The sequence below is a fragment of the Rhizobium sp. TH135 genome (genome assembly GCF_002855515.1).
Taxonomy (GTDB): Bacteria; Pseudomonadota; Alphaproteobacteria; order Rhizobiales; family Rhizobiaceae; genus Allorhizobium.
In genome coordinates, this window is sequence record NZ_PKRP01000006.1 from 348484 (window position 1) to 363198 (window position 14715).

17 protein-coding genes are annotated in these 14715 nt (G+C 63.1%); 6 read left to right on the forward strand and 11 right to left on the reverse strand.

Translation table 11 applies throughout. The features are described 5' to 3' along the window. Positions 1-218: 218 nt before the first annotated feature. Genes mnhG through C0V73_RS19245 form a run of 7 tightly spaced genes read right to left on the reverse strand, consistent with a single transcriptional unit; the run spans position 219 to position 6224 of the window. Entirely contained in the window at positions 219-548 is a 330-nt protein-coding gene (gene mnhG, locus C0V73_RS19215; protein WP_102021599.1) for a monovalent cation/H(+) antiporter subunit G, read from the reverse strand. Continuing rightward, positions 545-952 (reverse strand): cation:proton antiporter, encoded by a 408-nt coding sequence (locus tag C0V73_RS19220; RefSeq protein WP_102021600.1) that lies wholly within the window; start codon positions 950-952, stop codon positions 545-547. The genes mnhG and C0V73_RS19220 overlap by 4 nt, the downstream gene beginning before the upstream one ends. Further along, a complete protein-coding gene (locus C0V73_RS19225; RefSeq protein ID WP_102021601.1) occupies positions 952-1425 on the reverse strand; it encodes a Na+/H+ antiporter subunit E in 474 nt (157 codons plus the stop codon). Before C0V73_RS19225 ends, C0V73_RS19220 begins: the two co-directional genes overlap by 1 nt. Then, positions 1422-3005 (reverse strand): Na+/H+ antiporter subunit D, encoded by a 1584-nt coding sequence (locus C0V73_RS19230; RefSeq protein ID WP_102021602.1) that lies wholly within the window; start codon positions 3003-3005, stop codon positions 1422-1424. The genes C0V73_RS19225 and C0V73_RS19230 overlap by 4 nt, the downstream gene beginning before the upstream one ends. 20 nt (positions 3006-3025) lie before the next feature. Then, a complete protein-coding gene (locus tag C0V73_RS19235) occupies positions 3026-3403 on the reverse strand; it encodes a Na+/H+ antiporter subunit C (protein ID WP_102021603.1) in 378 nt (125 codons plus the stop codon). Then, entirely contained in the window at positions 3403-3822 is a 420-nt protein-coding gene (locus C0V73_RS19240; RefSeq protein ID WP_102021604.1) for a Na+/H+ antiporter subunit B, read from the reverse strand. The genes C0V73_RS19235 and C0V73_RS19240 overlap by 1 nt, the downstream gene beginning before the upstream one ends. After that, positions 3819-6224 (reverse strand): putative monovalent cation/H+ antiporter subunit A, encoded by a 2406-nt coding sequence (locus C0V73_RS19245; RefSeq protein ID WP_102021605.1) that lies wholly within the window; start codon positions 6222-6224, stop codon positions 3819-3821. The genes C0V73_RS19240 and C0V73_RS19245 overlap by 4 nt, the downstream gene beginning before the upstream one ends. Before the next feature lie 302 nt (positions 6225-6526). On the opposite strand from C0V73_RS19245, the gene msrB reads away from it, so the two are divergent. Further along, positions 6527-6940, forward strand: coding sequence for a peptide-methionine (R)-S-oxide reductase MsrB (gene msrB, locus C0V73_RS19250; RefSeq protein WP_102021606.1), 414 nt, complete (start codon positions 6527-6529; stop codon positions 6938-6940). A 199-nt stretch (positions 6941-7139) separates the two neighbouring features. On the opposite strand, the gene C0V73_RS19255 is transcribed toward msrB, so the two are convergent. Next, a complete protein-coding gene (locus C0V73_RS19255) occupies positions 7140-7712 on the reverse strand; it encodes a nucleoside 2-deoxyribosyltransferase (RefSeq protein ID WP_102021607.1) in 573 nt (190 codons plus the stop codon). A gap of 188 nt (positions 7713-7900) precedes the next feature. On the opposite strand from C0V73_RS19255, the gene C0V73_RS19260 reads away from it, so the two are divergent. From C0V73_RS19260 to recQ, 3 genes are read left to right on the forward strand one after another with little or no spacing between them, the layout of a single operon-like run. Further along, positions 7901-8149, forward strand: a complete 249-nt coding sequence (locus C0V73_RS19260) for a type II toxin-antitoxin system VapB family antitoxin (protein WP_102021608.1) — start codon at positions 7901-7903, stop codon at positions 8147-8149. After that, positions 8146-8559: a type II toxin-antitoxin system VapC family toxin gene (locus tag C0V73_RS19265; protein WP_102021609.1), complete on the forward strand. Its 414-nt coding sequence runs from the start codon at positions 8146-8148 to the stop codon at positions 8557-8559. The genes C0V73_RS19260 and C0V73_RS19265 overlap by 4 nt, the downstream gene beginning before the upstream one ends. Positions 8560-8608: 49 nt before the next feature. Further along, positions 8609-10468: a DNA helicase RecQ gene (recQ, locus tag C0V73_RS19270; protein ID WP_102021610.1), complete on the forward strand. Its 1860-nt coding sequence runs from the start codon at positions 8609-8611 to the stop codon at positions 10466-10468. A gap of 36 nt (positions 10469-10504) precedes the next feature. Here recQ and C0V73_RS19275 read toward each other — a convergent pair whose 3' ends face one another. The 3 genes from C0V73_RS19275 to C0V73_RS19285 form a co-directional block, all read right to left on the reverse strand. Further along, on the reverse strand, positions 10505-10930 hold the full coding sequence (locus C0V73_RS19275; RefSeq protein ID WP_102021611.1) for a type II toxin-antitoxin system VapC family toxin: 426 nt from the start codon (positions 10928-10930) through the stop codon (positions 10505-10507). Further along, the gene (locus C0V73_RS19280) at positions 10930-11172 is read right to left on the reverse strand and encodes a type II toxin-antitoxin system VapB family antitoxin (RefSeq protein ID WP_102021735.1); all 243 of its coding nucleotides are present in this window, start codon (positions 11170-11172) and stop codon (positions 10930-10932) included. The genes C0V73_RS19275 and C0V73_RS19280 overlap by 1 nt, the downstream gene beginning before the upstream one ends. An 86-nt stretch (positions 11173-11258) precedes the next feature. After that, the gene (locus C0V73_RS19285) at positions 11259-12365 is read right to left on the reverse strand and encodes an AraC family transcriptional regulator (RefSeq protein ID WP_102021612.1); all 1107 of its coding nucleotides are present in this window, start codon (positions 12363-12365) and stop codon (positions 11259-11261) included. 176 nt (positions 12366-12541) lie between these two features. Between C0V73_RS19285 and C0V73_RS19290 the strand changes: the two genes are divergently transcribed. Beyond that, on the forward strand, positions 12542-13288 hold the full coding sequence (locus tag C0V73_RS19290) for a hypothetical protein (protein ID WP_102021736.1): 747 nt from the start codon (positions 12542-12544) through the stop codon (positions 13286-13288). Between the two features lie 273 nt (positions 13289-13561). Then, positions 13562-14599, forward strand: coding sequence for an NADP-dependent oxidoreductase (locus C0V73_RS19295; RefSeq protein WP_102021613.1), 1038 nt, complete (start codon positions 13562-13564; stop codon positions 14597-14599). Positions 14600-14715: the final 116 nt, after the last annotated feature.

Sequence of the window (14715 nt, forward strand, 5' to 3'; positions counted from 1 at the left end):
AAAACCGGCAACTCAACTTCGCCAACAGACCGGGAACGCAACAGGTCAGCGCCCTTGAGAGTGAATTAACATCCCGAGCGCAAATGTCCACCAGTTATTTCTACTAGATTTGACGGGTATAAATCTTTTTTATTAGACGTTGGTCCATGGTTACAGTGAAATCAGACAGTTCCGATTTCAAAAACCACGTGAACTCAACCAGCAATACCCAATAATGATTATCTAATCATATCATCACGTGCCGATTTCGACCAAAGCCTGTATCCAACCTTGTGGGCGGAGCGGGCGAGAAGATGCGCGGAGATGGGTGCTGTCAAGATAAAGAAGACAATACCGGCCAGCGCACGGCCAAAGGTCGCGATATCTGCCGCGTGCAGACCGACGGCGAGGAGCAGCAGACCGGAGCCGACCGTGCCTGCCTTTGAGGCCGCATGCATGCGCGTGTAAAGGTCCGGCAGGCGGTTGAGACCGATCGCGGCGACCAGGGAAAACAGGGCGCCGCCGATCATCAGGACCGCGATGGCGATGGCTGCGAGGAGCGAGATCATTTGGCCTCCTTGCCGAGCGACTTGCCCGATTTTCCAGTTTTGGTCTTTGCGGCGGCTTTCGACGTGCCCTTTGTCGGCGCCGCAGTGGATACGGGAGGGCCGGCCTGGACCTCCTCCCCTTCTCCGACATAGCCACGCGCCAGAATGAAGCGGGCGAAGGCGACAGTCGCCAGGAAACCGACGAGGCCAAGCGCAATGGCGATGTCGATATAGAGCGTATAGCCGGTTCGAAGCGCAATGACGGCGATGAAGCCGATGACGATGCCGACCAGCATGTCGAGCGCGATGATGCGATCCGGCAGCGTTGGGCCGATCACGGCGCGATAGACGGTCAGCAAAAGTGCGACGACGAGGATCGCAATGGCGGTGACGGAGGCGCATTCGACGATGAGTTCAGGGGTCATCAGGCAAAGGCCTCCATGATCTTCTTCTCGAAGCCTTCGGCGATGTCACGCCGAGCGGCTTCGACGTCCGAGCAGTCCAGCGCATGCACATAGAGCGTCTGGCGATCCTCGGAAACGTCGACCGAGAGTGTGCCTGGTGTCAGCGTGATCAGATTGGCGAGCAGCGAGATTTCCCAGTCGCTCTTGACCGTCAGCGGATAGGCGAAGATGCCGGGCTTCAGATCCATGTTCGGGCTGAGCACGAGCGTTGCGACCTTCCAGGCGGACTTCGCCAGCTCGACCAGGAAGAGCAGGACGAGCGACAGGATGCGCCGCGCGCGGCTGGTATAGCCGGCGCCGACGAAGCGCTCGCGCAGCAGATAGAGCGTCAGCAACGACAGGACGAAGCCGAAGATCAGGTTGAGGAGCGTGAAGCTGCCCGACACGGTGGCCCAAATCACCGCCATCAGGATGCTGATTGCATAAAGGCTCATCGGACACCTCCTTCAGGGAAGACCGAGCGGATATAGGTCGTCGGATCGAGCAGGCCGGAGGCAGCGTCCTGGGTGAGGACGATCAGGCTATCCGGGAAAAGGCCGAACCAGACCACGAAGCCGGTGAGGATGAGGATCGGCGCCATGCGCCAGCGCTGCGCGCCGACGGTGATTGCGGGCGCTGAGGTCGCGGCCACATCCCCCTCAACCGCCATAGGGCGCCAGAAGGAGAAGAGAAAGACACGACCGAAGGCGATCGTCGTCAGGAAACCGGAAACCAGCACGGAGGCCGCAAGCCACCAGGCGCCGATGTCGATGGACGCCTTGACCAAGAGCGCCTTCGGCCAGAAGCCGGAGAATGGCGGCAGGCCGCTTGCGGCAAAGAACAAGGCAAGCGTTACGGCACTGAAGACGGGGGCAATCGTCCAGAGACCGGCGACCCGATCAAGCCGGTAATGGCCACCGATCCGAGCGATCTCACCGCCGACCAAGTAAAGGGCCGTCATCAGCAGGATCGAATGCAGAGCGTAGAAGATCGCCGCACCAACCGCGAGATTGCTGCCGATCGCGATACCGACCATCATGTTACCGATGCCGGCCACGACGACGAAGCCGAGGAAGCGGCGGATGTCGTTCTGGGCAAGCGCGCCCATGGCACCGAGCAGCATGGTGAGGGCGGCGACCACGGCGATGACGAGGCTCAGCGCCTCACGCTCGACCGGGAACAGCATGACCACGACGCGCAGCAGCGCATAGACGCCAACCTTGGTCAGCAGGCCGGCGAACAGCGCCGACACGACGACGCGCGGCGTGTGATAGGAGGCCGGCAGCCAGAAATTGACCGGGAAGGCTGCGGCCTTCATCGAGAAGGCAAGAACGAAGAGCGCCGTCAGCGTCATCAGCGGCGCGGTGTCGGCATAGTCCCGGACCTTCATGGCGATGTCAGCCATGTTGAGCGTGCCGAAGATGGCATAGAGATAGCCGACCGTGATCAGGAAGAGCGTCGTCGCCATCAGGTTGAGGACGGCATATTTCAGCGCGCCGTCGATCTGCTCGCGCTCGGAGCCGAGGATCAGGAGGCCGAAAGACGAGATCAGCAGGACTTCGAACCAGACATAAAGGTTGAAGATATCGCCGGTCAGAAACGCGCCGCAGACGCCGGCCATCAGCAGCATCAGGAGCGGATAGAAGCCATAGCGGCGGCCGCTAGTATTGATCTCGACGTGGGCATAGAGCGCGCCGCAGAAGGCAACGATGGCGGCTGCAAGCGCCATCAGCGCGCCGGTCAGGTCCACCGTGATCGCGATGCCGAAGGGCGGCAGCCAGCGGCCCATCATCATCGTGATCGGGCCATCGGCCATGACCTGCATCAGCAGCAGTACATTGTTGAGGACGAGCAGCGCCAGGCCGGCAAGTGCCACGGGCGGATGCCAGTGGGTGCGGTGGCGGATCATCATCAGAATGGCTCCGACGGTAATGCAGAGCGCCATGGGCGTGACCGCCAGCCAGTGGGCAGCCGTCATCGGCTCCATCACATAGGCGCTAGCGTAATCGGCAGGTGTCGTTGTGGGGGCAGCCATGAGGTCCTCGTGTCTCCTGCTCAGTAGCCGCTCGGCGGCAACGGATCGTCCAGCGGCTCGGCGACGCGCATTTCACCCGTGTCGTCGGTGCCGAGGTCCTGGTAGGCGCGGTAGGTGAGCACCAGCAGGAAGCAGAAGAAGGAGAAGGAAATAACGATCGCCGTCAGGATGAGGGCCTGCGGCAGCGGATTGGCAGTGCCGGCCGGCAGCACGTCGACCCCACCGGGGATGATCGGCGGGATGGCGGGCGTGAGGCGACCGGCCGTGAAGAGCAGCATGTTGACGGCATTGCCGAGAAGCACGATGCCGAGCAGGATCCGGATGATCTTCTTCGACAGCATCAGATAGACTGCGGCAGCAAAGAAGATGCCGACGACGAGTGACAAGATGACTTCCATCAGCCGTCATCCCTTTCTTCAAGTGCAAGGGCGATCGACGCAAAGGTGCCGACGACCACGAGATAGACGCCGATGTCGAAGGAGATCACGGTGGCGAGCGGCACTTCGATGCCGGCAAGGCTCGGATAGATCCAGATGCCGGTCATGAAGGGGTAGCCGAGCGGCGCAGAGATCACGCCCGAGAGGGTCGAGACCAGAAGGCCGAAGCCTGCGATCGACATCGGATGAAAGACCATGGCGCGGCGCACGGCCTGGACGCCAAAGGCGATGCCATACATGGCGAAGGCTGCGGCGCCGATCAGTCCACCGATGAAGCCGCCGCCGGGCTCATTGTGGCCGCGCAGCAGCACGAAGATCGAGAAGATCAGCATCAGCGCCGTCAGAAAGGGCGCGAAGGTGCGGAAGATCAGGGTGTTCATGAGCGCTTGCCACCTTTCGTCTTGGACGGACGCACCACTTCGGCGGACGCATCGGTCGGCGCCATGGCCGGCGCTGCCGGTGCGCCGCCGACGCGGATGCGGATCAGGGCGAGGATAGAGAGACCGGTGATCATCACGACCGCGATCTCACCCAGCGTATCGACGCCGCGGAAGTCGACGATGATGACGTTCACCACATTGGCGCCGTGGGCGATGATCTTGGAATGCTCGGAGAAGAAGGCCGATAGCGAGCCATCGAACGGACCTGCCGTCGAGGCGGCGAGCATGAGGGCGAAGCCGAGGCCGCAGGCGATCGCGAGCGAGCCATCGAGCAGGCGGGCCGACATGGGCCGGTGATCCGAGGGCGAAAGCTTGAGCCGGGTCATGGCAAGCGCCAGGATGACGACCGAGAGCGTTTCGACCATGAACTGGGTGAAGGAGAGATCCGGCGCGCCATAGAGCAGGAAGATGACGGCGACGGCAAAGCCCTGGATGCCGAGGCAGACGATCGCGGTCAGGCGATCCTTGGCGGTCAGCACCGCGATCACCCCGATCACGGCGATCGCGAGGATCGCCATTTCATGAAAGTCGAATTCTGCCGGCATGGCGAGGTTCATCGGCAATTCGCCATAGAGGATGGGCGTTGCCAGAAGCACGATCGCGACGAAGATGAAGGAGAGCGTGATGTAGGTCTCGAGCTTTCCGTTCTGGACGAAGCGGGTGACGCGGGTCGAAAGATGCACGAGGCCGCTGACAAAATGGTCGAAGCCGCGGTCCGGGCTGATGCCAAGGCCAGTGACGAGACGGTCGACGGCGGCGCGCAGCCGGTCGAGGCCGAGATAGAGAACGACGCCAAGGACGACCGTCAGAACGGAGAGCGCCAGAGCCGCACCGAGGGACGGGATGAGGCTGATCGTGACGGACTGCAGTTCGCCATCCACGGCGGATGCCATGGGCGAGGAGATGAAGCGGTGGGCGATGCCGGAGAAGAGTGCGCCAGCAAGCGACACGACGGCGAGCGTCAAAGGTCCGAGCCAGAGGAGGACAGGGCCTTCATGGGCATGCTTGGGGGTATCACCTTGCTTGCCGATGAAAGGCTTGAGGCCGACGGCAAAGGCGATGACGAACATCAGTGCATTGCCGATGACGGCGACAGCCGTGAAGAGGATGGCGCGCGGGCTTGTGCCTGCCAGCGCATAATAGATTTCTTCCTTGGCGAGGAAGCCGAAGAGCGGCGGCAGGCCGGCCATGGAAATGCCGGCGAGAAGTGCCGCAGCAAAGGTGATCGGCATGAGCTTGCCGAGGCCGCCGAGGCGGGTGATGTCGCGGGTTCCGGCTTCATGATCGATGGCGCCGGCGACCATGAAGAGCGCGCCCTTGAACAGCGAATGGGCGACAAGATAGAGCACTGCCGCTTCGACCGCATGTTCGGTATCGAAGCCCGTCAGCATGACGAGCAGGCCGAGCGAGGCGACCGTCGTATAGGCCAGCATCAGCTTCAGATCCGTCTGGCGAACGGCCATGACCGAGCCGACCAAAAGCGTGATGCCACCGAAGAATGGCAGCAGGATTTCCCAGGCAGGCGTTTCGCCCATGACCGGATTGACGCGCATCAGGAGATAGACGCCAGCCTTCACCATGGTGGCCGAATGCAGATAGGCCGAGACCGGGGTCGGCGCTTCCATGGCGTTGGGCAGCCAGAAGTGAAAGGGGAACTGGGCGGATTTGGTGAAGGCGCCGCCGAGCACCAGGAGAAGGGCTGCGAGATAGAAGGGGCTTTCGCGGAGCGCATCGCCGGTGGAGAGCAGCAGCGAGAGCTGGCTGACGCCGGTGATGTTCCAGATGAAGATCATTCCGGCAAGCAGGATAAGGCCGCCGCCGCCGGTGACGACGAGCGCCTGCAGGGCCGCACGGCGCGAGGCTTCGCGCGTGTGGTCGAAGCCGATCAGCAGGAAGGAGGTGATCGAGGTGAGTTCCCAGAAGACGAAGAGCATCAGGAAACTGTCGGAGACCACGAGGCCGAGCATGGCGCCCATGAAGAGCAGGATGAAGCCGATGAAGCGACCCTGCTGCGGATGGCCCTTCATATAGCCGCCGGCATAGAGCACGATCAGCGCACCGATGCCTGTGATCAGAAGCGCGAAGGTGAGCGACAGGCCGTCGAGGAACCAGGAGAAGGAGAGATTGAGGCTCGGCACCCAGGCGAAGCCGCCGGTCACCCGCTCCCCGGCTGCGATTTCCGGCAGGAAGCCTGCGAAGTGGGCGAAGGCCAGTGCCGGTGCGAGCGCCAGCAGCCAGGCGGCATTCGCTCCTAGGCGGGCCGTGAGCCAGGGTGCCAAAAGAGCGGCGGCGAAGGGCAACAGCATCGCGACCCAGGTCAGGTCGCTCGTCAACTCAGGCATTCCATCTCCCCGTGGGCATCGGATCGGGTCTCGATCATCTGTCGATACAAGGTGCGACCGTGTTAGGACAAGCCAACCTTCGTCTCAAGCAAAAACGGACATTCGCGCCTTCACGGACGCGTCAACCCACGTTTCGGTGAAAAGGGGCCCATGTATTTCAGCTTTGCGTGAAAGGACGGGCCGCGCCAGACGACCAAAGGCATGAGAGGGACAATTGCCGCTCGGCGTGGCGCACCCTATCTATAGCGCAACACCGGACGGGCTTTGCTTGTTGCCCATCCGCCGCTCACAAGGAGAACATCATGACCGCTTCCACCACCGCTCCGAAGATCGTCAAGTCGGATGCCGAATGGCGCGACCAGCTGACGCCGGAGCAATACCGGATCCTGCGCGAGCACGGCACCGAGCGTGCCTTTACCGGCCCTTACTGGGATAACTTCCAGAAGGGCCTCTATAGCTGTGCGGCCTGCGACGAGCCGCTCTTCGTCTCCGACACCAAGTTCGACGCCGGCTGCGGCTGGCCGAGCTATTTCGAACCGGTGAAGCCGGATGCCGTCACCGAACATCGCGACACCGCCTTCGGCATGGTGCGCACCGAAATTCGCTGCGCCAATTGCGGCGGACATCTCGGCCACGTGTTCCCGGATGGGCCGAAGCCGACGGGCTTGCGCTATTGCATCAACGGGCACTCGATGGTGTTCACGCCGATCGAGTGATCGGGCCACCCTCGCCTTCGAGGGGGAGGGTCGGAGCGGAGCTCCGGGGTGGGGTGAACCTCATTACCGGCCTGGATCATCCCCACCCGCCGCTTTGCGGCGACCTCCCCCCTCAAGGGGGAGGTGAAGCTCTGATCACCCCGCCTGACTTCGACCTTGCTTTTCGCCTGCCTCAGCAGGCACGCCCAAGCCTCTGAATTCAGACTCTTTCCGCCAGTGCCTTCAAGCATTGCTCGAAGGCCGTGAGGTCGGTGAAGAGCGTGGCTGGATCGGCGGCATGGACACAGACCGGGCCGCCGCGGCGGGCGACGCCGCCATGCAGCATGAGGTTTTCGATCATGTCGAAATCCTCCAGCGAATGGCCGTCTGCCCCACGCATGCGGCCTTCGGCATCACGGCTGAGCGCGCCGCCATACCAGGCGAGCGTGCGCTGATAATGGGTTTCAGCAACATTGGTGTAGCAGGCCACAATTTTTCCTGCGCCGCACATATAGCCGAGTTCGAAGACCGTGCCGGGATCGGCGGCGATGCCGCGAAACGGGGTCAGATTGGCAATGACGCCATCGGCGCGGTTCATGAAGCTCTCGTCGATCTCGGAAATGTTGAGACCGAACTGGTGCTTCGTCGGGGCCGGCGGAATGGTGAGGTCACCGGGGCAGATCGGCTCGAATCCGTATGTGCGGGTGAGCGCTGCCTTGGCATCAAGCACTGCGCGGGCATCGGGCAGGAAGACTTCGGGGCCGGCGAGATAAAGTTTCAGGGGCGAGGACATGAAGGGAGGATCCGGGTGGTTGGGAGTGGGTGATGAGGAGCAGCCGAAGGGCGGGCTGGCAAGGGTGGGTCGGACCTCTACGCGCAATTTGCACAGGCAAAGAACTCGCGGTAGTATTGGTGGCTTGCCATCAACTGCCATCTTGATGGCAAGAAGTTATCCCGGCACCGTCCGCGAAGGAGAAACCAGTGGCAGAACCGCAGTTATCCGTTCGTAGTGCGCGCGCCCGTGACCTCGCCCATCGTCTGGCCCGGCGTGAAAACCGCACCATCGCCGACATCGTCGAGCGTGCACTGGAGGCCTACGAGGACCGGCAGGCGGGGCGTGAACCCGCCGAGGCCTTCTACAAGCGGATCAGCCGCGAGACGGCACTCGACTTCGATCTGGCGGCAGACTTGCGACACGGGCATGGCGACCACGAAGGTCTCGAGCTTTGATCTTCGTCGACACCAACGTGCTCTCGGAGAGTTTTCGCAAGGACCCGGAGCCTGCTGTCATGGCCTGGCTGACGCGGTACGATGCCGAACTCGCCTTATCCACAGTTGTCATCGGTGAAATCGCTTACGGTATCGCCAAGATCCGAGAGGACGAGCGTGCGCCGCGTCTTGCTGCGGCATTGGATGCGTGGCGGTTCCGCTTCGCCGGCCGGATATTCGCTTTTGATGAGGAAGCGGCCCTGATTTATGGTGACGTCATGGGCCGGGCCTCTCGACACGGTCGTCGCATGACGGCGCCGGATGGCATGATTGCGGCGATCGCGCTCTCGAGAGGTGCGCCTCTCGCCACGCGCAACGTCCAGGATTTCGCGGAGTGTGGGCTGACAGTGATCGATCCCTGGTCGTTCTGAACCCCGCCCCCTGTGGCCATCCCCTCCCCCGTCGGCTAAACCTCTGCGCATGCCGACTCACTCCCTGACCGATCCCTTGTTTTCCGACCAGGCCCATGAGAGCCCGCTTGCCGTCTTGAAGCGCGTCTATGGCTATCCGGCCTTTCGCGGGCGCCAGGCGGAGGTGGTCAGCCATGTCGTGTCGGGTGGCGATGCGGTGGTGCTGTTTCCGACGGGGGCCGGCAAGTCGCTGTGTTTCCAGGTCCCGGCGCTCTGCCGGCCGGGCGTCGGCGTGGTCGTTTCGCCGCTGATTGCCTTGATGCGCGACCAGGTGGAGGCCCTGAAAGGCCTTGGTGTCAGGGCCGCCGCACTGAATTCGACGCTGTCGCGCGAGGAATATGTCGAGATCCGCCGGGCGCTCGATCGCGGCGAACTCGACTTTCTCTATGTGACGCCGGAGCGGACTGCGACGCCGGGTTTCATCGAGATGATGCAAGGGGTGGAGATCGCGCTCTTTGCAATCGACGAGGCCCATTGCGTTTCGCAGTGGGGGCATGACTTCAGGCCTGAGTATCGTGAACTCGGCAAACTGACCGACCTCTTTCCCGGCGTGCCGCGCATGGCGCTGACGGCGACCGCCGATCCGCATACGCGCGAAGACATCATCGAGCGGTTGCGCCTCGACAGCGCGGAGGTCTTCACCACCTCCTTCGACCGGCCGAACATTGCCTATGAAATCGTCGAGCGCGACCAGCCGCGCCAGCAACTCTTGCGTTTTCTCTCGCGCCACAAGGGTTCGAGCGGCATCGTCTATTGCCTTTCGCGCGCCAAGGTCGAGGAGATCGCAACCTGGCTCGACGATCAGGGCATCCGGGCGCTTCCCTATCACGCCGGCATGGACCGGTCGCTGCGGGACGCCAATCAGGATGCGTTTCTGAAAGAAGAAGACCTCTGCCTTGTGGCAACCGTCGCCTTCGGCATGGGCATCGACAAGCCGAATGTGCGTTATGTCGCGCATCTCGACCTGCCGGGTTCGGTCGAGGCCTATTACCAAGAGACGGGCCGCGCGGGGCGCGACGGACTGCCATCCGAGGTGTGGATGGCCTATGGCATGGCCGACGTCATCCAGCGCGGACGAATGATCGACGAGGGCGGCGCTGCCGACGAGATCAAACGGGTGGAGCGGGCGAAGCTTAACGCGCTGCTCGCGATCTGCGAGACGCCGGGCTGCCGGCGGCAGGCGATCCTGAAGCATTTCGGCGAGAGCCACGCCGGCGGCTGCGGAAATTGCGACACCTGCCTCAAGCCTGTCGAGACCTGGGACGGGCTGGACGCGGCGATCAAGGCGCTGGCAGCGATCTACCGAACCGGCGAACGCTTCGGCACCGGGCATCTGATCGACGTGCTGCTCGGCACCGAGAACGACAAGACGCAGCGCTTCGGCCACTCCGACATGCCGGTCTTCGGGGCGGGCAAGGATCTGCCGTCGAAGACCTGGCAATCGGTGTTTCGCCAGCTGCTGGCCGCCGGGTACATCAGGGTCGATCATACGGCCTTTGGCGCGCTGAAGCTTGAAGAGACGGCACGGGCCGTGTTCAAGCGTGAGGTGGAGGTGCGCTTCCGCAAGGACCGCCCGACGACCGGCAAGGCAGCAAGGGGAGCCGCCTCCTCGCGCACCGCTCAGGCCAAGGCCGGGCTCGACCAGGCGGATCAGGAATTGTTCGAGGCGCTGAGGGCGAGACGCATGGAGCTTGCCCGCGAACAGGCGGTGCCACCTTACGTGATCTTCCCCGATACGACGCTTGTCGCGCTCGCCACGGAGCGGCCGATGGACGACGACGAAATGCTCGGCATTTCCGGCATCGGGCAATCCAAGCTGGAGCGCTATGGCGATGCGTTTCTTGAGGTGATCACGGCCTATTCGCGATGAGTTTTTACCCTCCCCTTGGACGGGGAGGGTCGAAGTTCACCAACCCAGATCGGTGTGGACGAAGTCATCGCCCTTGTAGGCGATCCTGGACTTCGAGACTGCAGCACAGGCGTAAGTGAGGCAATCACCGAGGTTCAGCCGTGCCGGATGATTGACGATCTTTCCGAACTGCTGGGCAGCGTTCAGGGCTTTGTCCCCGATATCGCCCGTCACATCGATTTCGCGGGCTTCGAGATCGGCAATGAACTGGTCAACCAGGCGGCGAGCGGTTGCGACCATGTCCGGGGTTGCCGGCGTGTCGCTGCCTGACAAGCGGCGTGCGATGGAAAGCGTCGCCTCAAGCCGCATGATGGCAGAGACGTAGAAAGGGCCGCCCTGCCGCTCCAACTGCTCCATCAGGGCACCGGCATCGTTTTCCTGAGTGATGATCGCGACGGCGACCGAGGCATCGATGAAGAGCATCAGCCGGCCTCGTCCCACACGTCATCGGTTTCCTGCTTGTGGTCCCCGGGATGAAAAGGACCCGCAGCCTCAGCCATGGCAAGGGTCTTGGCCAGCCGGTCGCGCATCGACAATTTCGCCTTGCGGCTGGCGATGGCGTCTTTCAGCGCTTCCCTGACGGCATCGACCTTGCTCGTTTGCGTAAGGCCGATCAGTTCGGTGGCAAGCCGGTCCACTTCGGGGTCCTTGATGTAAAGCGGCATGGCAGCATATCCTTTCGAGGGCTTTATCATATCCTCGAAGGGAGATTGTTTCCAGTGGAGCGAAGCTCCGGGGTGGGATGAAAATTTCAGGCGCTCTGCGTTCCCTTCTTCCCGCTGGGGAGAAGAGAAAGCCGCTGCCGCCAGTCGCTCGGGTTCTCGCCCGTCACGCGCAGGAATTCGCGGTTGAAGTTGGACTTGGTCATGAAGCCTGCCTCGAAGAGGATGCGGGTGACCGGCAGATCAGTGTCGGCGAGCAGGCGGCAGGCCTCGGTGATGCGGTGGTTGTTGACGTAGTGGGAGACGCTGACGCCGTGGACGCGGTTGACGGCTTCCGAGACGGCACGCGCAGGCATGCCGAGGCGGCGGGCGAGACGAGCGAGGTTGAGATCGGGATCGGCCCAGAGGCGTCTTTCGGTCATCAGGCGGTCGAGATCGGCGGCTAGGCGGCGATGGTCTTCCGTGGCGGACTTCGTTGAGAACGCAGTATCGCTCGGCGCATCGGGGGTTTCGAAGCCATGCCCGTCAACAGGCGCCTCCCCCTCGCCTGCCTCTTGCTCTCCCACCTCTTCCTGGCCAGCGGTCACGGCGCCGATGCCGAGCAGGAGCAAGATGAGCGTGGTGGCAGCCGAGACGACCATCGGCGAATAACGGCCGCCGGACCAGAGCATGTCGAGGCTGATCGCGACATCGGTAAGGGCCGAGGCAATGAGCGCGAGGCCGGTCAGTTGCAGCGCGCGATAGGAGCGCAAGGCACCATCGAGGCGGGCGGCGAGCAGACCGTCGGGACCGAGCCGGGCGAGCCAGAGCAGGGCCAGACCATAGCCGAAGAAATTGGCGATGATGACGAGATCGACCGGCGCACGGCCGATCACGAGCAGGATCAGTGTCGCCAGCATCGGCAGGAGATGCGGCCAGTCCGTCCAGGAGAGGCCGGGGCTTTCACGGGTGAGATCGCGGAAGGCGAGGTAGGACAGAGCTGGCACCAGGCTCGCCATGACAGGCAGAACCGGCAGCACCGCCATCACCCCATAACCCCAGCGCAGGCCGACCAGCAGGCTCTGCACCACATAAAGCGCAAGCAGCGCGAGGAAGAGCCCGTTGCGGCTCCAGCTCTCGCTGCCCTCGCGCAGCAGTCGCACGAGGAAGACGGCGAGGAACAGGGCAACCAGGAAGGAGAGTGGGACGAAGAGCATGCGGGCGTTTTCGATGTGGGGAGATCGGAATGGGATGTAGCGACCATGACCGAAAGCGCGATCCCGGTCGACCCGGATCGTGATCGAGGTCGCGGATGATGCGCTTCAGGCAGCAGATGGAGGCATCGAAACCGGCCTGCCGATGGGGCACGGCCAAACCTCAAGAGGTGAATTCCATGCGCAAGAAGACGATCTTCCTCTCCATCCTCGGCGGTCTCGTCGGGCTCGCGATCCTTGATGGCAGCGTGCAGATGATCCGGGCGAGCGAGGCGATCTCCGGCCCTGTCGACCTTACCGGCGTGACACAGCTTTCGGTGACGGGAGCGGCCAGCGACATCCGCATCTCGACCCGGGGCGATGGCGCTCGCGAGGCCGTGCTCTCCGGCACGCGGCACGGTTGGGGCGCGATCTGGCGCTCGGGCTGGTTTGCCGGGGATTGCGCCGGACAGGCGCGGATGACGCGTGACGGCGCGACCCTGACGGTCGATATGGGCGACCGGGGCGGTTTCTTCGGCTGGAACGACTGGGACGAATGCACGCTGACCTTCACGGCGGAGCTTTCGCCGGAGGCGCGGGTGTCGATCCGGCAGAATGCCGCGCGCATGCAGCTTTCGGGGGATTTTGCGGCAATCGACGTCGAGAGCGATGCGGGGGACTTCGCCTTTACCGGACATGCGGCGACTGTTGCGGTCTCCGGGGCGGCGCTGCGCGCCAAGCTCGCCTTCGAGCGGGTCTTGAATACGGAGGAAATCCGGATCTCGGGCAAGATGCTCGACGCATCGCTGCGCTTCCTGACGCCAACGCCGATCAGCTACGGCATCGACGCGGTCGCGTCCTATGTCGACAGCGCCTTGCCGAACACGCCGGGTGCGAAACCGTCAATCTCCATCCGGGGCGAGATGGTGCATGCGACGATCCGATGACTGGGGATCGGGGGCATTCAGAGGGCGCCGGATTGCTCCGGCGCCCTTAGCATTCTGGCTGATCCTCGCAGGAGGGATCCTGCCGCAAGGCTGGCTTCATGCCCAGGGCGACCCGTCATCACTGCGACAGGATGGTATGGAACAACGGTCGGGGCGTGCCGTTGTATGGAACATCGAGGGTGCTCTGCGGTCATCACGCAAGGGATGAACCGCCAAGTGCTGCGGCCGATGGCGGCAGGGCGAGAGACCCGATCCCGAATACAGGAGATATCCATGCCCCAAGCGACCATCACCAATCGCCGTTTCGTTTTGGCCGAGCGCCCGAAGGGCGAGCCGGACGAGCGGACATTGCGGCTGGAGACGGCGGATATTCCTGAGCCCGGCGACGGCCAGATGCTGCTTCGCACCGTGTTCCTCTCGCTCGACCCCTACATGCGCGGACGGATGAGCGATGCGCCGTCCTATGCGGCACCGGTCGAGATTGGCCAGACCATGGTGGGCGGCACGGTTTCGCGTGTGGTCAAATCCCGGATTGAGGGTTTCAACGAAGGTGACTGGGTGGTCGGTTTTACCGGCTGGCAGGATTATGCGTTGTCCGACGGCAAGGGCGTGACTTCGCTCGGCGCAACCCCTTCGCATCCCTCCTGGGCGCTCGGCGTGACCGGCATGCCGGGCTTTACGGCCTGGTCGGGTCTCAAGCAGATCGGCCAACCGAAAGCGGGCGAGACGCTGGTGGTCGGCGGTGCGACTGGGCCTGTGGGCGCGACCGTGGGCCAGATCGGCAAGATCCTCGGCCTCAAGGTCGTCGGCATTGCCGGCGGGCCGGACAAATGCGCCCATGCGGTCGACACGCTCGGTTTCGACGCCTGTGTCGACTACAAGGCGGATGACTTTGCCGAGCGGCTGAAGGCGGAAACGGGCGACGGTATCGACATCTATTTCGAGAATGTCGGCGGCAAGGTTTTTGACGCGGTTGCGCCGCTCCTAAACACAGCTGCGCGCATTCCGCTCTGCGGCTTGATTGCGCAGTACAATGCGACGAGCCTGCCTGAGGGGCCGGACCGGTTGGGCTGGCTGATGGGCATGTTCCTCAAGAAGCGCATCACCGTGCGCGGCTTCATCGTCTTTGATGATTTCGGGCATCTCTATCCCGAGTTCGCCAAGGAGATGGCCGGCTGGGTGGAGGCCGGCAAGATCAAGTATCGCGAAGAGATGATCGACGGGCTGGAAGAAGCCCCGCGTGCTTTCATCGGTCTGCTGCGCGGCGAGGCTTTCGGCAAGCGGGTCATCCGCGTCGGGCCGGACAACTAATCCTGCGCGACTGATCCTTCGAGGCCCTCGCCTTGCGAGGGCACCTCAGGATGAGGGTCGCCCCAATATCGTGACATCCAAATTCCCAAGACACTTCAACACAAAGGACTGACACC